This window comes from Streptomyces xanthochromogenes (genome assembly GCF_014650455.1).
Classification (GTDB): Bacteria; Actinomycetota; Actinomycetes; order Streptomycetales; family Streptomycetaceae; genus Streptomyces; species Streptomyces xanthochromogenes.
Genome location: NZ_BMUZ01000001.1, coordinates 814,471 through 837,651, shown reverse-complemented (window position 1 = coordinate 837,651; position 23,181 = coordinate 814,471). Strand labels below are relative to the sequence as shown.

Below are 23,181 nucleotides of genomic sequence, written 5' to 3'. Positions count from 1 at the left end.
ACGGCACCGCCCACTCCACCCTCTCCAAAGCCAAATCAGCAGTCGACGCCATCGGCTGAGACAGCACCGGGTGCAGTGATCAATTCACGGGGACGCAGGAACGGGGTTGGGTATGACGGGGTGGGATGTCTCGCAATCCGGAGTGGAATCGGTGACTTCGCTGGTCGGGATGGCGATGGACGACGTGAGCAAGAACGTCACGTCGTACGGGACGAACGTGACCAGCGCCGCCAATTCCGCCGGCACGATCAGCGGTGCTTACTGTGGCCCGACGCCCATCGGGCCGATCGGTGCGGCGCTGGAACTGTTCGTGGAGAAGACCGCGGGGGATGTGCTGTTCCTCGGGGCGCGAGCGGCGAAGTCGGTGAACGGCGCACGCCAGGCCACCGCGTACTACGTGGTCGGGAACCTCGAGATGGCTGCGAACGCCGAGCACACGGCGCTGGCCGCGCCGGAGGTCAAGCTGCCCAAGCCGGGCGGTCCGCAGGACGGGAAGAAGTAGCGCATGATCGAGCCGTCCGGCATACCTCAATTCCTCGGCAATCTGGACCAGTTGGAGAAGGACGTCTCCGCGCTCCGCACGGACGCCACCGGCATCCGTAACGGCGGCAAGGACGTGCACTCCCGTTTCCAGGCCCTGGCCGGGGTCTACAAAGCACCAGAGGCCGAACAGCTCCTGGGCACCACCCGTCCGGTGATGGACAAGGCCGAGACCTTCGCCCAGAACCTGGAGACGGTGGCCGACGCACTGGAGACGTTCTCCGTCGAGGCCCGGCCGCTCGCCAAGAAGCTGGCCCAACTCAAGAGTGATGCCCTCGCGTTCGTCGACAGAGTCTCGGGCGATGACGACTGGACGTACGACGAGGACAAAGTCAGCCGGCACCAAGGCCTCATGGACGACGTGAGCGCCGCTGAGAGTGCCTTCAGGGACGCCGAGAACCGGGCCGCGACCAAGATCTCGGCGATTGTCGGCGGCCCGAAGTTCGTCTACGACGACGGCAGCCACACCTCCAACGCACAGACGGTGATGTACGGCTACGCCCCCGACGACCTCAATCACGCCAGCAAACTTCCCTGGGGCACGCCCGAGTCCGAATCCCACCACCTCTGGGAGATCGACTACTTCGCCAAGAACTACGTCTGGGACGGCTTCCTCGTCGGCGGAGTCGGAGGCGCGCTTGAGGGCTTCGGACACCTGGTCGGCATCGGTGGCTCCGCCAGCGAGGCCTGGGGCGGCCGAGGAGGTCAGGCAGCCATGCTGATGCGCGCGCCGAGGGAGTGCGGCTCCTGGTTCTGGGACTTGGATGACGTGGTGGAGGCTGGGCTGGAGTCCGCGCTCAGGACGGCGGGGCGCATGAGCACGGTGCTCCATAAGCACGCCTTGCTCGAACCGGACACGCTGGAGTGGCACTGGTTCCAGGTGGGAAAGGGAGGCCTGGGCATCCACAGCCGTTTTGACCTTGTCAGACGTTCGCTCGACGATCCGGCATTGCCTGACGACTTGCGGGCCTGTCGGCCGGCTGGTCATCCGGAGGCGGAGATGGGCGGAATCCTCGTGCGGGGATCCGGCGTGTGGGTGGACGCGAGCGGAGTGCGTCACAACGAATACCGTCTCGTCGAGTTGACGGTGTCGCCCGACGAGATCGGGCCTTGGGCCGAACTGTCCGTGTACCACGACGTATGGGGGCTGTGCGATTTCCGGGGCGAGCCCCATCCAGCCGTCCATGCCGCCAATGCCCCCCGGCTCGCGTCAGCCCTGGATGAGCTCGTTCATGTACTCGGGGTCGATGCGGAGCCCGGCGAGCCGACGTATTACGGGAGAGCAGAGGGCCACGGGCTTCAGGCTCCTGACATCGTCGACGGGCGAGGACCGGACCTCACCGATGCCGTCTTCGGCTAGGCGCTCGTCCTGGAGTGCATTTCTTGTGTTCCGTGGTTGGGGAGATCGTGACACCCAGCAGCCGTAGGAACGAGAATCCACTGCTTCCTCGCTGATCCGCGAGCCTCATGGCCGCGGCGCAGTGGATCGGCGCACGACGTGGGCAGGTGCAGGCAATCCCTCCGCGCCGCCCACCGAGTACGGCTGGCACGCCCCTCAGCCGGAGTCCGCGGCTTCCACAGCGGGTGACTGCTCCAGCAGGCAAGGAAGTGGACCGCGGGCAGCAGCGGGAACACCGTCCGACACCGCCCTCCCCGCGTATCCCCATGCACTCCACTCATTCGGCCCCCGACGGAAGAAACAGCCGTGACCAAGGACGTCATCGCCCTCACCCCGACCATGCCCGACCCGTCCACGGTGCTCGCCGGCCTGTACGCGGGCGGTCCCGGTCTGCGCGTCAACACCCTCGCCGACGGGGCGGTCCTCCAGCTCTGTACCGCTGATGGAGCCGCCCTCGTCTCCGTCGAGGCTCCGCACCTGGTTCATCATCCGCACGAGGCGCGGCGCCTCCTCGGGGACCAAGTGCCTTTGCCGGAGGGCCCGTTCTGGTGGACGGAGGCCCGGGCCAACACCGCCGTTCCCGCGGGTGAACGCCTCGCCGCCTCCTTCGCCGGACGCTTGACCACCGTGCTGGGCGGCGCCGTCTGGCCACCCCATGTTGCCCACACCGACGTCGTCCCCACCACCGGCCTCACCTCGTCCACGACACTAGGCGACCACCCGCCGGCCGTGGACATCCAGACCGATCACGCCTCCGTCATCCTCCAGGACCGCCCGGTCATCGCCCTGACCACCTGGCTCTCGGACGCCCTGAGGGCCGCGGCAGCCGACGGACGGGCCCTGCAACTCGTCACCCCTCCGTCCTGCCGCCTCACCCAGCCCACCCGCGCCGCACTCGCCGTTCATCCCAATCGCTGGATCATCCAGCACCCGGAGTGCGGCTACTACGACGGCATCTCCGGTGTCCAACTCCGCTGGCACGAGGGAGGCTTCAGGCCTGCGCTCGGCGAAGGCCGCAAGGCCCGCATCGCCGAGCCCTTCAAGTCCCGAGCTGCCGCTGCGGGCGCCTCCGGCGAACAGCAACTGCTGCTCTCCATACGTACCGTCCAGCCCGCTGCCGAAGATCTGCTCCTGGGCGGCGCTCTTGAGGCCGCCTGGCACCACCTGACCGGAGCCCGTCCCGTCGGCTGGGGCACGTCCGAGCCGGTCAATCTGCCATGGGACAGGCGCCAGTTGACCGACCTCGCCCGCGCCCGAGCCCAAAAGTCGGCGTCCACCTGGCTCCTCGCCGTCGGGGGCCCGGTGCACCCCGGGATCGCCACTGCGCGGGTGCTGCACACCCCGGCCGGCATCGAGGAACACATCGCCTTTGCGCTCGGGTACGCCCCTGGCAGCGCCCCGCCCCTGGCCGCACTCTCCGAGCTGGGCCGCCTGCTCGCCACTCGGCACCATCTGGCCACCATGCTCGCGACACTGCGCACCGGCCGACGGGACCTGACCGTTCCCTCACATTTCGAAGCCCTGCCCGTGCCGGTGTCCTTCACGCTCGGCCCCGACGTCGTACGACAGACCGGCCTCGCCCATGCCGAATCACCTGCCCCGCACTTGGCGCCGACCCGACTCGGCCCCGCCGCTTCCCCCGCGTTCCACTACACCTTCGGCGACGGAACCCGATCGGAAGCCTGGGCCGAACTCCAGCAAGTCACCCGGAAATTGATATAGGGGTATGTGCCCGCAGGGCCCCAGCTAGGTGCCCTTCGCCCCCGCGCCCGGCCCGTTAGCCGAGGTCAGCGCGCCGAGCAGCACCGGGATGTTGGCCTTGGCGGTGGCGATGAACACCGGGGTTTCGCCGTCTCGGCATTCCACTACCCATGCGACTTCGCCGGCGTCGAACGGGTCCGTTCGGTACACGGGGCGGACGCGTACGGGTTTCAGGGTGGACGGCACCACCCGGGGATGGAGTCGGTAGTCGGGGTCCGGGATGATCGAGAGGCGGCCCGGTTCGGCTATCAGGTAGCCGTCGCCCAGGGGGCCCGCGTACGGGACGTCGCCCCGGACCGCGCCGCCGAAGACCGACTCCTCGGTCGGGACGACCGGGGCCACCTCGATCGTGTCCGTTTCCTTGCGTGTGTTCGCCCGGCGCACCAGCAGGATCGCCAGGGCGCACGCCCCTGCCACGACCACTGCCGCCACGCCGAATCCCTTCAGCGCTGTCCCCCAGCCGGGGGCGAGCCAGGCGATCGCGACACTCAGGCCGGTCAACGAGGCCGTGGCGACACCGAGCAGCGCGGGCGACTCCGGGTACCGGAGGCGGGTATTGCTGTAACCCCGGATCCACCAGAGGCCGATCAGGATCAGTCCGGCCCCCACCGTTGTGAGCCCCAACGCCCAGGCCAGGTAGGCCCGGTAGCCGCCTCGCGGGTCGTCCGCCGTATACCAGCGGGCGTTCGCCCAGTCGACGTACCGGACCGATCCCTCCCAGTAGGCGAGGCCGATTCGCTTGCCCACCAGATTGCCGTACGGCCTGTCGCCCTTGTCCTTGAATTCGAGGGCCGGTGTTCCGCCCTCGGCATCCTTGACGTGCAGCCAGAGCACGCGGCTCTTGGGGCCCCGCAGCGTCGTGCGCTCGATCACCGCGGACACCGAGCGCAGGCAGTCCGGCGCAGCCGTCGCCGGGGCGGCCGGGCAGGGCCGGGCCGCGCGGAACTCCTGCTCCGTGTTCAGCGCCCTAGGTATCGACACCAGCGAAAGCCATGCCGCAGCCAGCAGCAGCGCCGTGCCGATCACTGTCGTGATGCCGACCAGTACGCGCCTCTCGGGCAGCTCCGGTACCGCCTGGGTGGGCCCCGCCACCGTTCCATTCATAGGCTCATGATGCTCCCGAAATGATCGATCATCGCGCCAGGGATTCGTTAAGAGCGGCCGGTTCGGCAGGGGCGCGTCAGTCCCACCAGAACGTCCAACTCGCCCCGCGCCGCAGGGACTCCGCGTACTGCGCCAAGTCCGTCTCCACCCCGTCCGGGCAGAACGCGAAGTGTTCCGCCGCGAGCACCAGCGCCTCGTCCTCGTCCGTCGGCGGGGCCGCCACCGACACCGTCAGGCACGTCGGGCTCAGGCCCACCACTCGCGCCCCGAACCGGTCCTCCCACGACCGCAGCACCGCGCACAGCCGTGCCACGTCGTACTCATGGTTCTCCGGGCCGTGCCAGCCGAGCGCCGCGGGTACGTCCGCGCTGCGGCGGGCCGGGACCAGTGCCGCGCGGGCACCCTTCAGGTGCCCCTCGCACGTTGCCGCCGCCGCGACCTCCGCCGCGCTGCACTCCGGGTCCTCCCGCGGCTCGGGCCCCTCCGCCAGGCCGGGCCAGTCCTCCGCCCCGTGGCCCAGCCCCGCGGCGTGCCCCGCCCAGAGCTCTTCCAGCACGTCCTCGGCGTCATGGTCGCCCGGGTACGACATCTCCTCCGGGGCCAGCTCCCAGTCCGCCAACTCTTGTATTCCGCCCAGCAGTACGGGGTGCAGCCCCGCCGCCCTGCGGGCCGGGGCCAGGCGCTTCCAGTCCGCCGGGGCCGCCGGGGCATCCGCGTACCAGAGCAGCGGGTCGGCCGTCGGGCCGATCACCCTGCCCGGCGGCAGGTCGAGCCCCAGCGTCCTGCCCGTCGGGTCGTCCGTCAGCTGGGGGAGTGGATTCGCAAGCATCGCCATGCCCCGAATGTAGATCCCCCCACTGACAACGCCCTCGGCCCAGGACCGACGTGGAACGCCAACCCCGGCCGGAACGCCCTCATTCGCCTCGGACGGCGGTGGCGCCGCCACCTCTTGGCCGGCCCGGGCGTGCTCGCCGACAACAACTGGCTTGCACTGAAAGGGAGTTGAGTGCCCGCTCGTGTCGCCGAGCAAGGCCGCCCTGCGGCACCTTCATATGTGGCGCCTGTGACAGAACGAAGACCTCGCGGGAGATCTCTCGTAACTCGCTGCGAGTTACAAATAGTTCTGACCGAACAAACGCCTCTCCTGGGGGAACACCGTGAAGCTCACCCGCATCGCCGCTCTCGCCGCCCTCGGCGTGGCCGCCACGTTCTCGCTCACCGCCTGCAACGGCGACGACTCCTCCAACGGCCAGGCCGCCGGTTCCTCGTCCTCCTCGGCCCCGTCCGCCCCGGCCACCGCGGACTCCGGTTCCTCCGACTCCTCCGGGTCCTCCGGGTCCTCCGCGTCGTCCAACGGCGGCTCGAAGTCCTCGGGCGGCGGCTCGACCGCCGGCGCCGGCAAGTCGGGCTCGGCCAAGGGCAGCGCGAACGGCGCCGTCAACGGCACGTCCAAGAGTGACGGCAAGACCAAGTTCTGCAAGACGCAGGACCTGGCCATCGACGCCCAGAACGCCGCGGCCGACAAGACCTCCGGCCGGGTCAACATCACGATGATCAACCGGGGTTCCACCACCTGCTCGGCCACCGGTTTCGCGGGCGTCGACATCAAGGACGCCGACCACACCTCGAACCCCATACCCCGTGGTCAGGCCCAGCCCCGCATCACCACCCTGAAGCCCGGTGACGCCGCGGTCTTCGACCTCGCGTACACCATCGACAGCAGCGGCAACAGCCTCTCGCACCCGACCAACATCCTGGTGACGCCCCCGAACGAGACGCACACCATCACCCTGAACTGGCCCTCCGGCGCGGGTGCCGTCAAGGGCTCCTACGCCGACGTCGAGGTCTACCCCACGCACAACACCGACTGAGCAGCGTGACTCGTCCCGCCTCGGCTCACAGTGCGGTCAGGAAGCCCTGCCAGGCGGCGGGGTCCAGGGTGAGGGTCGGGCCCTCCGGGTTCTTCGAGTCCCGGACGTGGACGGCCGCCGGGTGGGCCGCCACCTCGACGCAGGCCCCGCCCTCGTCGCTGCTGTAGCTCGACTTCCGCCAGGCGCAGGCCATTTCGAGGCACTGACCGCCGTCGCTGCCGCTGTAGCTGGACTTGAACCACTTCAGTGAGGCGATGCTCATTGCTCTCCTAGCCAACGGTCCAACAGGCCCTTGGTGTCCTCGGTGTTGAGAGCCTGAGTCCGCAGCATCGCATACCTCTGAGCCAGGATGCTCACCTCGTCGGGGTCGGAAATGATGTGGCTTCCACGCTGGGTCTCGGTATATCCGAGGTGCTGGTGGTCCGGCGTCTCGACAAGAGTGAACGGGCCGTCCAGGGCGGCGTGTTGCTTCAGTCCCACCGGCATGATCTGAAGGGTGAGACCCGGCAGGTCGGCACACCGGCGCAGGTGTTGCAGAGCCTCCCGGAACACCTCGTCACCGCCGATGCGGTCCATCAGGACCGCCTCCGCGATGACGAAGCTGATCGTCGGCGGCTCTTTCCGGTGCAGTATCTCCTGCCGCTCAAGCCGCGCAGCGACCTGCGCGTTGATCTCGTCCTCGCTCATCGCGGGCACCTTGCTGAGGAACACCGCCCGCGCGTAGTTCTCGGTCTGGAGCAGGCCGGGCAGTACCTGGTTCTCGAACCAGGACAGGGCGATGGCCTCGCGCTCCAGGTCCATGTACTCCTCCGCCCACGCCGGGATCAGGTCGACGTCCGGCATGTTGGCGACGGCCGTCTGCAGGGCGCGCTTGGTTTCCAGGAGGTCGTCGAGGGCGCGGGCCAGGTCGGGCTTGAGGGGGCGTCGGCCCTGCTCGATCGAGCCGATCATCTCCGTGTGCAGCAGCACGCGTTGGCCCAGCTCGCTCTGGGTCAGGCCGGCGGCCGCACGGAACTCCGCCACGAGGGCACCGACCAGCTTCATCGCCGAGGCGTTCTTGCGGGTTCGCTTGCTGGGGCACATGCCTGCCAACTCCCCACACCCCACCGCACGTTACGCATGTCCGACCCGTACAGAATTCTTGTACGGGTCGGGCCACTGCGGCTCCGGACGTCCGTTCCGCAACGCTCCACCCCATGAGCACGAGCGAGAACGAAATGCGCGAGAAGTTCTACCCGCGCGAGCGCCAATCCGTCCCTGGCGCCCGGGAGTTCGCGGCCGGCGCCGTCGCCGACTGGGGGTTCTTCCATCGGCTCGACGGCATCGCGCTGTGCGTCAGCGAACTCGCGACGAACGCGTTGTTGCACGGGGTGCCGCCGGGGCGGGGGTTCCTGCTGCGGATGCGGTTGTGGGAGGGGGCCGTGTTGCGGGTCGAGGTGCACGACAGTGGGGGTGGAGTGCCCAGGGTCACCGAGGGGGCGGCCGGTACGGACGAGGGCGGGCGAGGCCTTGTGCTCGTGGCCGCGCTGGCCGACAAGTGGGGTGTGGGGGAACGGAATCCGGGCAAATTCGTCTGGTGTGAGTTCATTTGCCCGGGCGGCGAAACCGAGGGTGGCTCGGATCTTGGAATGGTCGGATTCGGGCCACCGGGTGCTGCTTAGGGTGCCGGTTACTTGGACGTCCGAGCAACTGACAGGAGCCGCCCCCATGCCCGCATCCCCATCGGCACCCGCATCCCCATCGGCACCCGCCGAGCCGGCCGGAGCCGCGAAGCCCGCCGCAGGCGCACCCGTTCCCGCGCTTGCCGCGCGTGCCGCGTCCGTCGGGGCCTCGCCCGTGCGGGAGATCCTCGCGCTGACCGCCCGGCCCGAGGTCATCTCGTTCGCGGGCGGGCTGCCCGCGCCCGAGCTGTTCGACGGCGCGGGGATGGCCGCCGCGTTCCGTGCGGTGCTGGACGAGCAGGCGGCGACGGCGCTCCAGTACTCCACGACCGAGGGCAGCCCGGCGCTGCGTGCCGCCACCGCCGAACGGCTTGCCAAGCGCGGGCTCGCCACCGGTGCGGACGACCTCCTCATAACCACCGGGTCGCAGCAGGGGCTCACCCTCCTCGCCGCCGCGCTGCTCGAACCCGGCGACGTGGTGGTGGTCGAAGACCCCTGCTACCTCGCCGCGTTGCAGGTGTTCGGCTTCGCCGGGGCCCGGGTCGTGGCCGTGCCCTGCGACGAGGACGGGCCCGACCCCGTCGCCCTCGACGAGATCGTCGCGCGCGAGCGGCCCAAGCTGTTCTACTGCGTGCCCACCTTCCAGAACCCCACCGGCCGCACCATGACTCCCGAGCGGCGCCGGGCCGTGGCCGACGTGGCGGTCCGGCGCGGGCTCTGGATCGTCGAGGACGACCCGTACGGTGAGCTGCGCTACGAGGGTGAGCACGTGCCCTGGATCTCCTCGTACGAGGACGCCGCCGACCGGACCGTGCTGCTCAGCAGCTACTCGAAGATCATGGCCCCGGGTCTGCGGATCGGCTGGCTGCGCGCGCCGCGCGCGTTGCTGCGGGCCTGTGTCATCGCCAAGCAGGCCTCCGATCTGCACACCCCGACCGTCAACCAGCGGGCCGCCGCACGGTATTTGACGGACCGTGACCTGGATGCGCACCTTGCCACCGTGCGGGCTGCCTACGGGGAACGCCGGGATGTCATGCTCGCGGGGCTCGGCGATGCGCTGCCCGACGGCTCCACTTGGAACCGGCCCCAGGGCGGCATGTTCCTCTGGGTCCGGCTGCCCTCCGGGTGGGACGCAACTGCCGTGCTGAGGAGGGTGATTGAGTACGACGTGGCGTACGTTCCCGGGGCGCCCTTCTTTGCCGGTGCGCCCGATCCTGGCGCGCTCCGGTTGTGCTTCGTCACCTCGGCGCCGGGGGAGATCCGGGAGGGGCTCGACCGGCTCGGGCGTGCGTTCAACTCCGTTGGTTTGGCTGCCCGTTGAGGTGGCCCCGAGGGTGCCGCCCCGGGACCCCCGTTCGCGCCTCAAGGGCGCTCGTCCTCAAGCCGCCTTGGGCTTCGCCCGCACGTGCATCCGCTCGCCCTGCCTGCCGAACAGGCTCAGCACCTCGACCGGGCGCTGGTCCGCGCTGCTGAACCAGTGCGGCACCTTGGTGTCCCACTCGGCCACCTCGCCGGGGCCGAGCACCAGGTCGTGGGCGCCGAGGACGAGCCGGAGCCGGCCGTCCAGGACGTACAGCCACTCGTAGCCCTCGTGCGAGCGGAGGTCCGGCTCGGTGCCACGGTTCGGGATGACCAGCTTGTACGCCTGAAGGGGGCCGGGGGAGCGGGTCAGCGGGACGAACGTGCCCCCGTTCGCATGGGGGCGCGGGCTCAGCCTGACCCGGGGGTCGCCGACCTCGGGGGCTCCGACCAGGTCGTCCAGGGGCACGCCATACGCGCCGGCCAGGGGGAGCAGCAGTTCCAGGCTGGGGCGGCGCTGGCCGGATTCCAGCCGGGACAGGGTGCTCTTGGAGATGCCCGTCGTCTCGGCGAGCGCGGCCAGCGTCAGGCCGCGCTGGGCGCGCAGCCGCTTGAGGCGCGGGCCGACCTCGTCCAGCACCGCCTGGTGGGGAGAGACCGCTGGACCTGGATGCGCGGGACCTGGCTGCGGCTCTGCCGGGGGAGGGGCGCTGTCTGTTCGGGGCATACCCGCATTCCACTCGGCCGTCCCGGAATTGGCAACACGGATTGCCGTTCTCGGCGTACCGGAGGACCTTCTGCGGCATGAGCCCCTTCGGCGGGCTCCGGCCGGAGAGCGGGGTTCATGGTGAAGTCCACAGACGCGGAGACGTCCGAGGCGCTCGCGGGGCGAGCGGGGCCGGGTGTCTCCGTGCGATGGGTGTTGGCGGGGCTCTCGCTCTCGATGCTGCTCTCGTCGCTCGGCACCAGCATCGCCAACGTCGGCCTGCCGGCCCTGGCGCACGCCTTCGGCGCCTCGTTCCAGCAGGTCCAGTGGGTGGTCCTCGCCTATCTGCTCGCCGTCACCACGCTGATCGTCGGCGTCGGGCGGCTCGGCGACCTCATCGGGCGCCGACGGCTGCTGCTCGCCGGCGTCCTGCTGTTCACGGTGGCCTCGGCCCTGTGCGGGGCCGCGCCCACGCTCTGGCTCCTGATCGCGGCGCGTGCGGCGCAAGGACTCGGGGCGGCCGTGATGATGGCGCTCACCATGGCGTTCGTCGGCGGGACGGTCCCCAAGGCGGGGACCGGCCGGGCGATGGGACTGCTCGGCACGATGTCCGCGATCGGTACCGCGCTCGGCCCCTCGCTCGGCGGTGTCCTCATCTCGGGGTTCGGCTGGCGATCGGTCTTCCTCGCCACCGTGCCGCTCGGCCTCGTGACGCTGATCCTGGTCCGGCGCCACCTGCCCGCCGATGGTCCCGTGCCGGCCGACCGGCAGCCGCCCGGCGACCGGCAGTCGCCCCGCGCCACACGGTCCCGCTTCGACCTCCCCGGCACGGTGCTGCTCGCCCTCACGCTCGCCGCGTACGCGCTGGCCATGACACTGGGCCACGGCCACTTCGGCGCCCTCACCGTGGTGTTGCTCGCGGCCGCCGCGCTGGGCGCCACCCTGTTCGTGCGGGTCGAGGTGCGGGCCGCTTCCCCGTTGGTCCGGCCCGCCATGTTCCGTGATCCGGCGCTGAGTACGAGCCTCGCCATGAGCACCCTGGTGTCGACGGTGATGATGGCGACGCTGGTGGTCGGGCCCTTCTACCTCTCGCGGGCACTCCGGCTCGACGACGCCCTGGTCGGGCTGGTCCTTTCCGCCGGTCCGCTCGTCGCCGCGCTGACGGGGGTGCCGGCCGGACGGGTCGCGGACCGGTTCGGGGCGTACCGCATGACCGTAGCCGGGCTCGGCGCTTCGGCCGCGGGGTGCGTCCTGCTGGCCGTGACGCCCACCGCGCTCGGGGTGCTGGGCTATGCCGGCCCGCTCGTGATCGTCACGGCCGGGTACGCCGTTTTCCAGACGGCCAACAACACCGCCGTCATGGCCGACGTCCCGGCGGACCGGAGAGGCGTCACCTCCGGGATGCTCAACCTGTCGCGCAACCTCGGCCTCATCACCGGGACTTCCGTCATGGGCGCGGTGTTCGCGTTCGCCTCGTCGACGGACGACGTCACCACGGCGGGCTCGGGCGCGGTGGCCACCGGTATGCGCGTGACCTTCGCCGTGGCGGCGGTCCTGGTGCTCGCCGCGCTCGCCCTCGCGGCCTCGGGCCGCGCTTTCACCCGGCGCCCGGCGCGGGCGGGTTGAGGCCCGCTGGGCCCCGGTCCGGCTACCAGCTGTCGATCGTCGACAGGTCCGACTGCCAGTACGTCGCCCTGGCCTGGCTGTCCACGACGGCCACGTGCTTGGAGAGCGCCGCGTAGGCGGACGGGCCCGTGGACTCGTTGCCCGAGCGGCCGTGGAAGTACACGGTGACGTGGTCGGCGTCGTACGCCTTGCTCCCGTCGTCCTCGCCCAGGGTGCGGACCATCGCGTACGCAGAGGCGCCCGGGGACAGCGTGACGACGGCCTGCGGGATGGTGTCCCGGTCGATCTGGATCGGGGACTGCGCGTCCTTGGAGAAGGAGATGGAGGGGGCGTTGTAGGCGTTGCACAGCGTCTTGCCGGTGTTGGTGACCGTCAGGAGGATGTGGTTGATCGGGCGGGTCACCGGGGTCGCCGTCAGCTTCACGTTGGCGCCGGTGCAGGGCGTGTCGACGACCCCGCCCCCGGACGAGGGCTTCTTCGCGGGCTTGCCGTCCGTCTTGGCGGGGGCGGCGGCGTGCTTGCCGGAGCCCGAACCGGACGACCCCGAACCTGTGCCGGTGCCCGTACCCGTACCCGTGCCGGAGCCCGAGGCCTTGCTGTCCCCGGCCGTGCTGCCCGCGGAGTCGTTCGCCGACGGGGCCTGGGCGTCGTCGGCCGCCGGGGTGGCGACCGAGGAGGCGGCCGGCCTGTCGCCCGCCTTCGTGTCGCCGGAACCGTCGCCGCCACCGCAGGCGGTCAGGGCGAGGGCGGCGACGAGGGTGGTGGTCGCGGCGGCGGCGATGCGGAAGTTGGTACGCATGCGAAGGGTGCTCCCCGTGTGAGTCATGACTGGTGGATGGCGAGAGGCGAATGGTGATTCGCGGGGGGTGAGTTGGCTCGTCCGACAGCGCGAACGCGTCAGCGGCGGTAGTGGTGGAGAAGAGTGATGAGGGTGGCGATGGACGCCGCCAGGACGACGACGGCCACCGAGTCCGCGAGGTTGAACCGGATGCGGATTCGCATGGAGTGCTCCCGGAACGAGCTGTTCGGCTGCTTGGTGCACCTACCTTGCGGGCCGGTCCGGCGGCCCGGCAACGAGCAAGGGACAATGGGGGAAGCTGGAACGCTGAAACACCCTTTGACCTGGGGAAACGACCTGTCCCTGGAATGCGTTCCTGGGACGGATGGGGAGGGAACCGGGGCATGGCGACAACGGAGTCCGAGCAGTTCGCGGCGCTGCTGCGGGAGTTGAAGGACCGCTCGGGGCGCAGCTACGGAGTACTCGCGGGCAAGCTCCACATGAGTACGTCCACGCTCCACCGGTACTGCAACGGGGACGCGGTCCCGAACGAGTACGCGCCCGTCGACCGGCTCGCCCGGCTGTGCGGGGCGAGCTCCGAGGAGTCCGTCGAGCTGCACCGGCGTTGGATTCTGGCGGACGAGGCGCGGCGCCGCGCACGCGGGACGAACCCGCCGCAGGCGGGCGCTGCTTCTGGTGCCGCTTCCCCGCCCGCTGTCGCCGGGACCGGCCCCGCCGCCACTGTCCCGGCCGCCGAGCCCGGCCCCGTTGCCCCCGCCCCGGCGGGTGAGTGCGGGCCTGCCGATGCCGATGCCGATGCCGATGCGGATGTCGACGCCGGGGTCGCCTCCGCTTCCGTACCGGCCGTCGAGGCCGGGCAGTTGCCGTACGTCGTCGCTTCCGCGTCGGCCGACGGGCCCGTTGGGCGCTCCGGGTCGGGCCGGTTCCGCAACAGGCGGGTGCGGCTCGCGCTCATCGGGGCCGCCGTCGTGGCGCTCGCGGTGCCCGCCGTGGCGGTCGCCGCGCTGTCGGGTTCCGACGACAAGCCGAGCGGTACGGTCGCGGACGCCAAGGAGAGCCGGGCGGCCACCAAGAGTGCGGCCGGGCGCCCCACGCCGAGCGCTTCACCCAGCCCCACGCCGAGCGCGTCGGCATCGGCCTCGGCGAGCCCGTCGGCCTCCGCCTCGCACGTGAAGCCGTCGGCCAAGCCGGGCGCCGCCAGCGGCACCCCGATCAGCGCGGGCATCAGCTCGTACGACTGGGACACGCCGTGCGGCAAGTTCTACCTGCTCGACCAGCAGCCCAGCGCCGTCCCGCCGCCCCCGCCCAGCGCGCAGGACCGGCGTTCCTGGGCGCGGGCGCTCGGTGGGGTCGACGGCGGGAACCTGAAGCTGGAGCTGACCACGACCGGCAAGAGCGAGGATGCGGTGGTGATCACCGGGGTCGACGTGCGGGTGGTGGGGCGCGAGGCGCCGCTGAACTGGACGGCGTACTCCATGGGCAGCGGCTGCGGCGGCGGCGTCGTCCCGCAGACCTTCGACGTCGACCTGGACGCGCCGCAGCCGGTCACCAAGCCGATCGCCGGAAAGCAGGGCGACTCGGTGGTGCCGGCCAAGGGCTTCCCGTTCAAGGTGTCCACGCACGACCCGGAGGTCTTCGACCTCGACGTGCACGTCGAGGCGCACGACGTCAGCTGGTACCTGGAGGTCGGCTGGAGCAGCGGCGAACGCTCCGGCACGGTCAAGGTGGACGACGGCGGCAAGCCGTTCCGTACCAGCGCGGTCAAGGGCCGACCGTTGTACGAGTACGACACGATCGACAACGCGTGGAAGAGCCTCCAAGGCGAGTGAACCCGGGAGCGGTGAAACGGGCGCGGTGAACCTCGCGGTGGACCGGCCGGTAGTGAACCGGCCGGTCCCGCGCGGGAGTTGACGCGGTCAGAGGCGCTCGGGCGTCCGGATGCCGAGCAGGGCCATGCCCTGGGTGAGCGTCCGGGCGGTCAGGTCGCAGAGGAACAGGCGGTTCTCCGCGATGTCCTTCGGCGGCTCGGGCTTGATGACCGGGCACTGGTCGTAGAACGTGGTGAAGAGCGAAGCCGCCTGGTACAGGTACGCGGCCAGCTTGTGCGGGGCGTACTCGGCCGTCGCCTCGGTGAGCAGCTCCCCGAACGCGTCCAGGTGCAGGGCCAACGCCCGCTCCGCCGGGGCGAGTTCGAGCTCCGGGTGGGCGGCGGGGGCCACGCCCTCGGCCTTGCGCAGGATCGACTTGATCCGGGCGTAGGCGTACTGGACGTAGACCGAGGTGTCGCCGTTCAGGGACACCATCTGGTCCAGGTCGAACTTGTAGTCCCGGTTCGCCGAGGTGGAGAGGTCCGCGTACTTCACGGCGCCGATGCCGACGTACCGGCCGTTCTCGACGATCTCCTCCTCGCTCAGGCCCGCCTTCTCGGCCTTCTCGCGCACGACCGCGGTGGCCCGCTCGGCGGCCTCGTCCAGGAGGTCCTCCAGCTTGACCGTCTCGCCCTCACGGGTCTTGAACGGCTTGCCGTCCGCGCCGAGCACCGTGCCGTAGCCCATGTTGTGCGCGGTGACGTCGTCGCCGAGCCAGCCCGCTCGGCGGGCCGTCTCGAAGACCATCTTGAAGTGCAGCGACTGGCGTACGTCCACGACGTAGATCAGCGAGGTCGCGTTCAGGTCGGTGACGCGGTTGCGGATCGCCGAGAGGTCGGAGGCCGCGTAGCCGAAGCCGCCGTCGGCCTTCTGCACGATGAGCGGGACCGGCTGGTCGTCCTTGCCCCGGATCTCGTCGAAGAAGACCACGAGCGCGCCCTCGGAGCGCACGGCGACGCCGGACTCCTCAAGGAGGCGGGCCGTCTCCGGCATCAGGTCGTTGTAGGCGGACTCGCCGACGATCTCGTCGTCCCGGATCTCCATGTCCAGCTTCTCGAAGACCGAGTAGAAGTAGACCTTCGACTCGTCCACGAACTGCTGCCACAGCTCCAGGGTCTCCTTGTCGCCGGACTGCAGGGCGACGACCCGCTTGCGGGCGCGCTCCTTGAACTCCTCGTCCGAGTCGAAGACCGCGCGCGAGGCCTTGTACACCCGGTTCAGATTGCTCATGGCCTGCTCGCCGTCGACGTCGTCGGCCGGGGCCAGCTCGCCGGGGTTCTCGATCAGGTACTGGATGAGCATGCCGAACTGGGTGCCCCAGTCGCCGATGTGGTGGCGGCCGATGGTCTTCTCGCCGGTGAAGTCGAGCATGCCGCGCAGCGCGTCGCCGATGACCGCCGAGCGCAGGTGGCCGACGTGCATCTCCTTCGCCACGTTCGGCTGGGCGTAGTCGATGACCGTGACGCCCGGGTTCTCCTTCAGGGGGACGCCGAGCCGGTCGTCCGCGGCGCGCGCGGCGAGGGTCTCGATGATCGCCCTGTCGGTGAGCGTGATGTTGAGGAAGCCGGGGCCCGAGACCTCGACGTCCTTCAGGAGGTCCGGCGCGTCCAGCGCGTCGGTGACCTTGGTCGCGAGCTCGCGGGGGTTGCCCTTGAGCTTCTTCGCGAGCGCCAGGATGCCGTTGGCCTGGAAGTCGGCCCGGTCGCTTCGTCGCAGCAGCGGGTCGGTGGAGCCGGCCTCCGGCAGGGCAGCCGAGAGGGCGTCCGCCAGGCGCTGCTGGACAGTGGAAGCGAGGGAATGGACCGAGGCCATGAGGTGCCGTTCCTGTCGGGAGTGAGGACGATTGCCCTCCGATTCTCCCACGCGGCCCCCTTGCCTTTCTCCCGAGATACGGGCAACCCCGGAACAGCTCCTTCCGTCTGGGAGAATGGGCGTGCCGGCCTCTCCAGGGCAGACGAGGGCATTACGAGAAAGAAGGACGTGCCGACCGTGGCTCAGAGCAGCACCGAGACCGACTGGGTCTCCCGTTTCGCGGACGATGTCATCGCCGAGTCGGAGCGACGTGCGCCTGGCACTGCGAAATCACTCGCTACCGCTCCGGTGGTCGTCGTCGCGTCCGGCCTCTCCCCCTCCGGCCCGATCCACCTGGGCAACCTGCGCGAGGTCATGACCCCGCACCTGGTCGCGGACGAGATCCGCCGCCGCGGTTACGAGGTCCGGCACCTGATCTCCTGGGACGACTACGACCGGTACCGCAAGGTGCCGGCGGGCGTGCCCGGCGTCGACGAGTCGTGGAACGAGCACATCGGCCGCCCGCTGACCTCGGTCCCGGCGCCGGTGGGTTCGGCGTACCCGAACTGGGCCGAGCACTTCAAGGCCGCGATGACCGAGGCGCTGGCCGAGCTGGGCGTCGAGTACGACGGCATCAGCCAGACCGCGCAGTACACCAGCGGCGCCTACCGCGACCAGGTGCTGCACGCGATGAAGCACCGCGGCGACATCGACGCGATCCTGGAGCAGTACCGGACCAAGAAGGCCCCGGGCAAGAAGTCGCAGAAGCCGGTCGACGAGGCCGAGCTGGAGGCCGCCGAGGGCTCGGGCGCCGCGGCCGAGGACGACGGCACCGGCTCCACGGGCTACTTCCCGTACAAGCCGTACTGCGGCGGCTGCGGCAAGGACCTCACGGTCGTCTCCGCCTACGACGACGACACCACGGAGCTGACCTACACCTGCTCCGCGTGCGCGTTCTCGGAGACGGTCCGGCTCAGCGAGTTCAACCGCGGCAAGCTGGTCTGGAAGGTCGACTGGCCGATGCGCTGGGCCTACGAGGGCGTGATCTTCGAGCCGTCCGGCGTCGACCACTCCTCGCCGGGCTCCTCCTTCCAGGTCGGCGGCCAGATCGTGTCGATCTTCGACGGCGTCCAGCCGATCGGCCCGATGTACGCCTTCGTCGGCATCAGCGGCATGGCCAAGATGTCGTCGTCCAAGGGCGGCGTGCCGACCCCGGCCGACGCGCTCCAGATCATGGAGCCCCAGCTGCTGCGCTGGCTGTACGCCCGCCGCAAGCCCAACCAGTCCTTCAAGATCGCCTTCGACCAGGAGATCCAGCGGCTCTACGACGAGTGGGACAAGCTGGAGGCCAAGGTCGCCGACGGCTCGGTGCTGCCCGCCGACGCGGCCGCGCACAGCAGGGCCGCCCGCACCGCGGCCGGTGAGTTGCCGCGCACCCCGCGCCCGCTGCCCTACCGCACGCTGGCCTCGGTGGTGGACGTCACCGCGGGCCACGAGGACCAGACCCTGCGCATCCTGACCGAGCTGGACCCGGCGAACCCGGTCACGTCGCTCGACCAGGTGCGCCCGCGCCTGGACCGTGCCGAGAACTGGATCACCACCCAGGTCCCGGCCGACCAGCGCACCCTGGTCCGCGAGGACCCGGACACCGAGCTGCTCGGCTCGCTCGACGCCGACGGCCGGGAGTCGCTGCGGCTGCTCGTCGAGGGCCTGGACTCGCACTGGTCGCTCGACGGTCTGACCACGCTGGTCTACGGCGTGCCGAAGGTGATGGCGGGCCTGGAGCCGGACGCCAAGCCGACGCCCGAGCTCAAGGTGGCCCAGCGCTCGTTCTTCGCGCTGCTCTACAAGCTCCTGGTGAGCCGCGAGACGGGCCCGCGCCTGCCCACGCTGCTGCTCGCCGTGGGCGCGGACCGGGTGCGCAAGCTGCTCGCCGCCTGATCCCGTCCGGTCCGTACAGCGCCGAGGGCCGTCACCCGCTGCGGGTGACGGCCCTTCGGCTTTGGCTCAAGTGGGTCGTTCGGTAAGGACTCTGACGTACCGTCAGGCAATGTGGTCCTCGGCGGCCCGGGCCTGGACGGCCTGGGCCTCGAAGTGCTTCTTGAACTGCGGGTGCAGCGTGCGCAGCACCGCGGTGCTGTCGGGGTAGCGCACGCCGTGCTCGTCCGTGAGCTTTATGTCGAGCGTCTCGACCGTGGGGTAGTCGCCCTCGCTGCGCTCGTGCTGGCGGAAGACCTCGTAGGCGAGCTCCGCGAACCGGTCGAACTCGTCCTGGGTCGGCGCCGGTTCGGCGACGGGCTCCTGCTCGGCAGCGCGGGGGCCGGGCACGCCGAGGGGCCGTTCGCGGCCGGGGCCGGACGGGACCATCACCGGCTCGTGCTCCAGAGCGTGGTCCGGCTGCGGCTGCGGCTGCGGCGGCTGGGGCTCCTGGGGCCCGGCCTCGGCGAAGGCCGGGTCGTACGTGCCCGCGTACTCCTCGGGCGAGAGGTGCTGGGCGGCGAACCACGGGCTCTCGTGCGTGGTCGGCTGCTCCGGTCCGGCGTACGGCTGCTCCTGCTGGGCTGCCTGGTCCGTGGACGGGGACTGGCCCTGGGCCTGCGACGGCGGTTGGGCCTGCGCCGGGACCTGCGCCTGGAGCGGGGGCTCCTCGGGCGGGGTGTGCGCGTGCGCGGGCGGGAGTTCCGGCTGCGGCTCGGAGCGGGGGGCCGGCGGCGCGGGCGGCAGCAGTACCGGTTCCATGCCGGCGGCGGCCAGACCCGCGGGTGCGGTCTCGGCGAGCGGGACGCCGAACTTGGCCAGGCGCAGCGGCATCAGCGACTCGATGGGGGCCTTGCGGCGCCAGGCGCGGCCGTAGACGGCCTGGAGGCGGGCGCGGTAGACGAGGCGGTCCTGTTCGAGCTTGATGACCTGCTCGTAGCTGCGCAGCTCCCACAGCTTCATGCGGCGCCACAGCCGGAAGGTGGGGATCGGGGAGAGCAGCCAGCGGGTGAGGCGGACGCCCTCCATGTGCTTGTCCGCGGTGATGTCCGCGATCCGCCCGACCGCGTGCCGGGCCGCCTCGACGGAGACGACGAACAGGACCGGGATCACCGCGTGCATGCCCACGCCCAGCGGGTCCGGCCAGGCGGCGGCGCCGTTGAAGGCGATCGTCGCGGCCGTGAGCAGCCAGGCCGTCTGGCGGAGCAGCGGGAACGGGATGCGCATCCAGGTCAGCAGCAGGTCGAGGGCGAGCAGCACACAGATGCCCGCGTCGACGCCGATCGGGAAGACGTAGGAGAAGTTCCCGAAGCCCTTCTGCAGCGCGAGCTCGCGGACCGCGGCGTACGAACCCGCGAAACCGATCCCGGCGATCACCACGGCACCGGCGACCACCACCCCGATCAGAATGCGGTGCGTCCGTGTCAGCTGAGTCGCGGCCACCCGCGTCCCCTCCCCTTGTCAAGCAACTGGCGGGCACAGCCTGGCACATGCGTACGGAGTCCGGCCCACAGGGGAGGTCCGGACTCCGTAGGGTCGCGCGGGGGTTACTTGTTGTTCGCGGTGGTCACGGCCGCGACGGCCTCCTTGGCGGTGGCGGTCGCACCGTCCTGGACGTCGCCCGCCGCCGGGGCGTCGGCACCCTCGTAGCCGGTGCCGTTGTAGTCGACGGCGACCACGGCGTTGGCGGTGCGCACCACGACGACGCCGTAGCGGAAGTTCGCGTCGGACTTCTTCAGGTCGAAGGTGACGGCGGTCGCCTGGTCGCCGAGGCCGGAGACCGGGGAGGTCTTCACGTTCTTCGCGTCGCCCGTCGACTTGGCCGCCGAGACCGCCCGGTCGAACTGCTTCTGCGCCAGCGAGTCACCGCTGCCGAGGCCCTGCGTGGAGTCGTAGCGCTTGAAGTCGACGTCGAGCCAGCGGTAGTTCGAGCCGTCGACGCCCTTGTCCTCCAGGCCGTTCCAGGTGCAGCTCGCCTGGGACTGCGGGTCCGAGGTCTTGCCGACCTCGCCCGCCTTCGTCTTCGCCTTGGGCACGTACTTGTCGATCGACTTCTCGCTGATCGACTGGCACGCCTCGGGAAGCTTCTTGAACTTCGCCGGGGCGAGCGAGGGCGAGGAGGAGGCCTGCTTGCCACCGCTGGAGGAGGACGCCGAGGAGGGCGAGTCCGTCTTCTTGTCGCCGCCCGAGTCGGAGGAGCAGCCCACTGCGACGAGCATCACAGGAACGGCGGCACAGGCGAGGACACGGGCGAGCCGGATGCGCGGGGCCGGGGCGTGCGCCTGTTCGGGGGTGGCCGGGGCTGATCGGTGCATGATTCCTTCGCTCTTCGTCTCTCGCGCTGGCGCGCTATTCGCTGAACTGCTCGACGAGCTTGCCGGCCAGGGCCTGGGCCTGCTCCTGCAGCTCCTTGCTGTCGGGGGCCGCGGCGGACGCCGTGGCCTGGTCGGTGTAATCGATGGTCACGATGACGTTGGACGTACGGAACACCACAGTGACGGTACGTTGTCCGGCCGCCGAAGCGCCGCCGGTGCCGGACGGGGACGATACGTCGTTCAGGAACGCGGCGTCGCCGAGGCCGCTGAGCCTGCGCGGCTGGAGGCCGTCCTTGTCGGTGCCGCCCGAGGGGCTCGGCGAGGCGGTGGCGGTGCCGCTTGCCGTGCCCGCCGATGCGGCGGCGCCGGTGGGCGGGCCCGCCATCGTGGAGGGGGCTCCGGAGGACGTGGAGCCGCTGGGGCTCGGGGAGTTGGAGGCGGAGGGCGTGGGCGAGGAGCTCCGCGGGGCGGGCAGGTTCGCCGCCGTCTCCTTCTTGGCGTAGAGCTGCTTGGTCTGGTCGTCGTCGCTGATCGCGGGGTCGTAGGAGACGACCCGCTCGAAGTCGACCGTGAGCCTGCGCACACCGTCGGGCGTCTCGTCCTTCCAGCGGCAGCCGACCCTGCGGTCGGTGTCGTAGGTGAGGTCGGCGCTGCCCGCGTACTCCTTGGTGGCGTCCGCCTCGGGGAGGGAGGCCGCGCCCGGCAGCATGTCCTTGAGCGCGCTCTTGCTCACGGCCCGGCAGGGCTCGGGGAGGGTGCGGTACTTGCCGGGGGGCGCGGCGGCCGTCTTGGTTTCGCCCGCCTTGGAATCGGTGGTCGCGCCGTCGCCCCCGGAGGCCGCGGAGCAGCCGGAGGCGAGCACCACCAGGAGCGCGAGACCAGGCACGTACGCCTTTCGCTGCACGGTTTCCGGGCTCCTTTCAGCGGGACGACTGAGGAAAAAGTAGTTGCCGCCCGAGGGCGGTGGCCGGACACAATGTGTATCGCACGTGCACCTGTGAACGCCGGTCCACTGTCCTGGTTGTGGGTTTTGGCTGCTGTTTTTGCCATACGTGCGCTTTCTGGCTTACGTGCCGTTTTCTGCTTTCGGGGGATCGAGGAATCATGTCGTACACGGAGCTGCCCGGGGCGCGGGTGCCCATCAGGATGTGGACCGACCCGGGGTCGGTGGACGACGGCGCGATGCAGCAGCTGCGCAACGTCGCCACGCTGCCGTGGATCAAGGGCCTCGCCGTGATGCCGGACGTGCACTACGGCAAGGGCGCCACGGTCGGCTCCGTCATCGCCATGCACGGCGCGGTGTGCCCGGCCGCGGTGGGCGTCGACATCGGCTGCGGCATGTCCGCGGTGAAGACCTCACTGACCGCCAACGACCTGCCGGGCGATCTCTCCCGCCTCCGCTCGAAGATCGAGCAGGCCATTCCGGTGGGCCGCGGCATGCACCGCGACCCGGTGGACCCGTCCGGGCTGCACGGCTTCCCCACCTCGGGGTGGGCGGGGTTCTGGGAGCGGTTCGGGGGCATCGCGGAGTCGGTGCGCTTCCGTGAGGAGCGGGCCGCCAAGCAGATGGGGACGCTGGGCAGCGGCAACCACTTCGTGGAGTTCTGCCTGGACGAGTCGGGCTCGGTGTGGCTGATGCTGCACTCCGGTTCGCGCAACATCGGCAAGGAGCTGGCGGACTTCCACATCGGGCAGGCGCAGAAGCTGCCGCACAACCAGGGCCTGGTCGACCGCGACCTCGCCGTCTTCGTCGCGGACACCCCGCAGATGGCGGCGTACCGCAACGACCTGTTCTGGGCGCAGGAGTACGCCAAGTACAACCGCGCGATCATGATGGCGCTCTTCCAGGACGTGGTCCGCAAGGAGTTCAAGAAGGCCAGGGTCACGTTCGAGCCGGTCATCTCCTGCCACCACAACTACGTGGCGGAGGAGCGGTACGAGGGGATGGACCTGCTCGTCACCCGCAAGGGGGCGATCCGGGCGGGGTCGGGGGAGTTCGGGATCATCCCCGGCTCGATGGGCACGGGCTCGTACATCGTGAAGGGGCTCGGCAACGCGGCGTCGTTCAACTCGGCCTCGCACGGCGCCGGTCGCAGGATGAGCCGCAGCGCGGCGAAGCGGGCCTTCTCGACGCGGGACCTCGTCGAGCAGACGCGGGGTGTGGAGTGCCGCAAGGACTCGGGGGTCGTGGACGAGATCCCGGGCGCCTACAAGCCGATCGAGAAGGTCATGGATCAGCAGCGCGACCTGGTGGAGGTCGTGGCGAAGCTGAAGCAGGTGGTGTGCGTCAAGGGCTGAGCCCGGTGGGCGCGGGGCGGGGGCCGAGGGGTGGGTCGGACCCGCGCTTCGAGGTGGTCCTGGGGGAGCGCGGCCGGGCCGGGGGCGTGAGCCCCCGGCCGCCGCCTCTTCCCGGCCCGCATGCCGGGAAAGCGCCGGAAGGGGCGCGCGGCTGTGCCTTCGGCGA

Annotated in this window: 20 protein-coding genes; 10 read left to right on the top strand and 10 right to left on the bottom strand. The window is 70.6% G+C overall.

Going from position 1 to position 23,181, the window contains the following annotated elements:
- The first annotated feature begins 112 nt into the window (after nucleotides 1-112).
- From IE267_RS03835 to IE267_RS03825, 3 genes are all read left to right on the top strand, one after another.
- The gene (locus tag IE267_RS03835) at nucleotides 113-502 is read left to right on the top strand and encodes a DUF6507 family protein (protein WP_189762127.1); all 390 of its coding nucleotides are present in this window, start codon (nucleotides 113-115) and stop codon (nucleotides 500-502) included.
- 3 nt (nucleotides 503-505) lie between these two features.
- Nucleotides 506-1,900: a hypothetical protein gene (locus IE267_RS40245; protein WP_308428638.1), complete on the top strand. Its 1,395-nt coding sequence runs from the start codon at nucleotides 506-508 to the stop codon at nucleotides 1,898-1,900.
- A gap of 345 nt (nucleotides 1,901-2,245) precedes the next feature.
- Entirely contained in the window at nucleotides 2,246-3,661 is a 1,416-nt protein-coding gene (locus IE267_RS03825) for a DUF6177 family protein (RefSeq protein ID WP_189762126.1), read from the top strand.
- Nucleotides 3,662-3,685: 24 nt separating this feature from the next.
- Here the strand turns inward: IE267_RS03825 and IE267_RS03820 are convergent, their stop codons facing one another.
- Nucleotides 3,686-4,804 carry a hypothetical protein gene (locus tag IE267_RS03820; RefSeq protein WP_189762125.1) on the bottom strand — a complete coding sequence of 373 codons (1,119 nt, stop codon included), beginning with the start codon at nucleotides 4,802-4,804 and terminating at the stop codon, nucleotides 3,686-3,688.
- Between the two features lie 76 nt (nucleotides 4,805-4,880).
- Entirely contained in the window at nucleotides 4,881-5,639 is a 759-nt protein-coding gene (locus IE267_RS03815; RefSeq protein WP_189762124.1) for a DUF4253 domain-containing protein, read from the bottom strand.
- 322 nt (nucleotides 5,640-5,961) lie between these two features.
- Between IE267_RS03815 and IE267_RS03810 the strand changes: the two genes are divergently transcribed.
- Nucleotides 5,962-6,675, top strand: coding sequence for a DUF4232 domain-containing protein (locus IE267_RS03810; RefSeq protein ID WP_189762123.1), 714 nt, complete (start codon nucleotides 5,962-5,964; stop codon nucleotides 6,673-6,675).
- Nucleotides 6,676-6,700: 25 nt separating this feature from the next.
- Here IE267_RS03810 and IE267_RS03805 read toward each other — a convergent pair whose 3' ends face one another.
- Nucleotides 6,701-6,937 (bottom strand): DUF397 domain-containing protein, encoded by a 237-nt coding sequence (locus tag IE267_RS03805; protein WP_189762122.1) that lies wholly within the window; start codon nucleotides 6,935-6,937, stop codon nucleotides 6,701-6,703.
- The gene (locus tag IE267_RS03800) at nucleotides 6,934-7,758 is read right to left on the bottom strand and encodes a helix-turn-helix domain-containing protein (protein ID WP_229860617.1); all 825 of its coding nucleotides are present in this window, start codon (nucleotides 7,756-7,758) and stop codon (nucleotides 6,934-6,936) included. Before IE267_RS03800 ends, IE267_RS03805 begins: the two co-directional genes overlap by 4 nt.
- A 113-nt stretch (nucleotides 7,759-7,871) precedes the next feature.
- Between IE267_RS03800 and IE267_RS03795 the strand changes: the two genes are divergently transcribed.
- Together IE267_RS03795 and IE267_RS03790 are read left to right on the top strand one after the other, a co-directional pair.
- On the top strand, nucleotides 7,872-8,336 hold the full coding sequence (locus IE267_RS03795) for an ATP-binding protein (protein WP_189762121.1): 465 nt from the start codon (nucleotides 7,872-7,874) through the stop codon (nucleotides 8,334-8,336).
- A 46-nt stretch (nucleotides 8,337-8,382) separates the two neighbouring features.
- Nucleotides 8,383-9,657: an aminotransferase-like domain-containing protein gene (locus tag IE267_RS03790; protein WP_189762120.1), complete on the top strand. Its 1,275-nt coding sequence runs from the start codon at nucleotides 8,383-8,385 to the stop codon at nucleotides 9,655-9,657.
- Nucleotides 9,658-9,714: 57 nt separating this feature from the next.
- Here IE267_RS03790 and IE267_RS03785 read toward each other — a convergent pair whose 3' ends face one another.
- Nucleotides 9,715-10,275, bottom strand: coding sequence for a helix-turn-helix domain-containing protein (locus IE267_RS03785; RefSeq protein ID WP_229860614.1), 561 nt, complete (start codon nucleotides 10,273-10,275; stop codon nucleotides 9,715-9,717).
- 204 nt (nucleotides 10,276-10,479) lie between these two features.
- Here IE267_RS03785 and IE267_RS03780 point away from each other — a divergent pair, with 204 nt between their 5' ends.
- Nucleotides 10,480-11,967 carry an MFS transporter gene (locus IE267_RS03780; RefSeq protein ID WP_189762119.1) on the top strand — a complete coding sequence of 496 codons (1,488 nt, stop codon included), beginning with the start codon at nucleotides 10,480-10,482 and terminating at the stop codon, nucleotides 11,965-11,967.
- Nucleotides 11,968-11,989: 22 nt separating this feature from the next.
- On the opposite strand, the gene IE267_RS03775 is transcribed toward IE267_RS03780, so the two are convergent.
- Entirely contained in the window at nucleotides 11,990-12,766 is a 777-nt protein-coding gene (locus IE267_RS03775) for a DUF4232 domain-containing protein (protein ID WP_189762118.1), read from the bottom strand.
- A 383-nt stretch (nucleotides 12,767-13,149) separates the two neighbouring features.
- Between IE267_RS03775 and IE267_RS03770 the strand changes: the two genes are divergently transcribed.
- A complete protein-coding gene (locus IE267_RS03770) occupies nucleotides 13,150-14,595 on the top strand; it encodes a helix-turn-helix domain-containing protein (protein ID WP_189762117.1) in 1,446 nt (481 codons plus the stop codon).
- An 87-nt stretch (nucleotides 14,596-14,682) separates the two neighbouring features.
- Here the strand turns inward: IE267_RS03770 and argS are convergent, their stop codons facing one another.
- Nucleotides 14,683-16,446, bottom strand: a complete 1,764-nt coding sequence (argS, locus tag IE267_RS03765) for an arginine--tRNA ligase (protein WP_189762116.1) — start codon at nucleotides 16,444-16,446, stop codon at nucleotides 14,683-14,685.
- A gap of 168 nt (nucleotides 16,447-16,614) precedes the next feature.
- On the opposite strand from argS, the gene lysS reads away from it, so the two are divergent.
- Entirely contained in the window at nucleotides 16,615-18,366 is a 1,752-nt protein-coding gene (gene lysS / locus IE267_RS03760) for a lysine--tRNA ligase (protein ID WP_189762115.1), read from the top strand.
- Nucleotides 18,367-18,468: 102 nt separating this feature from the next.
- On the opposite strand, the gene IE267_RS03755 is transcribed toward lysS, so the two are convergent.
- From IE267_RS03755 to IE267_RS03745, 3 genes are all read right to left on the bottom strand, one after another.
- Nucleotides 18,469-19,845 (bottom strand): DUF2637 domain-containing protein, encoded by a 1,377-nt coding sequence (locus tag IE267_RS03755; protein ID WP_189762114.1) that lies wholly within the window; start codon nucleotides 19,843-19,845, stop codon nucleotides 18,469-18,471.
- A 104-nt stretch (nucleotides 19,846-19,949) separates the two neighbouring features.
- The gene (locus IE267_RS03750; RefSeq protein ID WP_167157832.1) at nucleotides 19,950-20,717 is read right to left on the bottom strand and encodes a DUF3558 domain-containing protein; all 768 of its coding nucleotides are present in this window, start codon (nucleotides 20,715-20,717) and stop codon (nucleotides 19,950-19,952) included.
- Between the two features lie 34 nt (nucleotides 20,718-20,751).
- Entirely contained in the window at nucleotides 20,752-21,621 is an 870-nt protein-coding gene (locus IE267_RS03745; protein WP_189762113.1) for a DUF3558 domain-containing protein, read from the bottom strand.
- A 200-nt stretch (nucleotides 21,622-21,821) separates the two neighbouring features.
- On the opposite strand from IE267_RS03745, the gene IE267_RS03740 reads away from it, so the two are divergent.
- Nucleotides 21,822-23,015 carry an RtcB family protein gene (locus IE267_RS03740; protein ID WP_189762112.1) on the top strand — a complete coding sequence of 398 codons (1,194 nt, stop codon included), beginning with the start codon at nucleotides 21,822-21,824 and terminating at the stop codon, nucleotides 23,013-23,015.
- Nucleotides 23,016-23,181 lie beyond the last annotated feature (166 nt).

Bases quoted from the DNA above. Each gene is read 5' to 3' on its own strand.
- IE267_RS03835 (WP_189762127.1), top strand. From the start codon at position 113: ATGACGGGGTGGGATGTCTCGCAATCCGGAGTGGAATCGGTGACTTCG.
- IE267_RS40245 (WP_308428638.1), top strand. From the start codon at position 506: ATGATCGAGCCGTCCGGCATACCTCAATTCCTCGGCAATCTGGACCAG.
- IE267_RS03820 (WP_189762125.1), bottom strand. From the start codon at position 4,804: ATGAATGGAACGGTGGCGGGGCCCACCCAGGCGGTACCGGAGCTGCCC.
- IE267_RS03815 (WP_189762124.1), bottom strand. From the start codon at position 5,639: ATGGCGATGCTTGCGAATCCACTCCCCCAGCTGACGGACGACCCGACG.
- IE267_RS03805 (WP_189762122.1), bottom strand. From the start codon at position 6,937: ATGAGCATCGCCTCACTGAAGTGGTTCAAGTCCAGCTACAGCGGCAGC.
- IE267_RS03800 (WP_229860617.1), bottom strand. From the start codon at position 7,758: ATGTGCCCCAGCAAGCGAACCCGCAAGAACGCCTCGGCGATGAAGCTG.
- IE267_RS03795 (WP_189762121.1), top strand. From the start codon at position 7,872: ATGAGCACGAGCGAGAACGAAATGCGCGAGAAGTTCTACCCGCGCGAG.
- IE267_RS03790 (WP_189762120.1), top strand. From the start codon at position 8,383: ATGCCCGCATCCCCATCGGCACCCGCATCCCCATCGGCACCCGCCGAG.
- IE267_RS03780 (WP_189762119.1), top strand. From the start codon at position 10,480: ATGGTGAAGTCCACAGACGCGGAGACGTCCGAGGCGCTCGCGGGGCGA.
- IE267_RS03775 (WP_189762118.1), bottom strand. From the start codon at position 12,766: ATGCGTACCAACTTCCGCATCGCCGCCGCCGCGACCACCACCCTCGTC.
- IE267_RS03770 (WP_189762117.1), top strand. From the start codon at position 13,150: ATGGCGACAACGGAGTCCGAGCAGTTCGCGGCGCTGCTGCGGGAGTTG.
- argS (WP_189762116.1), bottom strand. From the start codon at position 16,446: ATGGCCTCGGTCCATTCCCTCGCTTCCACTGTCCAGCAGCGCCTGGCG.
- IE267_RS03750 (WP_167157832.1), bottom strand. From the start codon at position 20,717: ATGCACCGATCAGCCCCGGCCACCCCCGAACAGGCGCACGCCCCGGCC.
- IE267_RS03740 (WP_189762112.1), top strand. From the start codon at position 21,822: ATGTCGTACACGGAGCTGCCCGGGGCGCGGGTGCCCATCAGGATGTGG.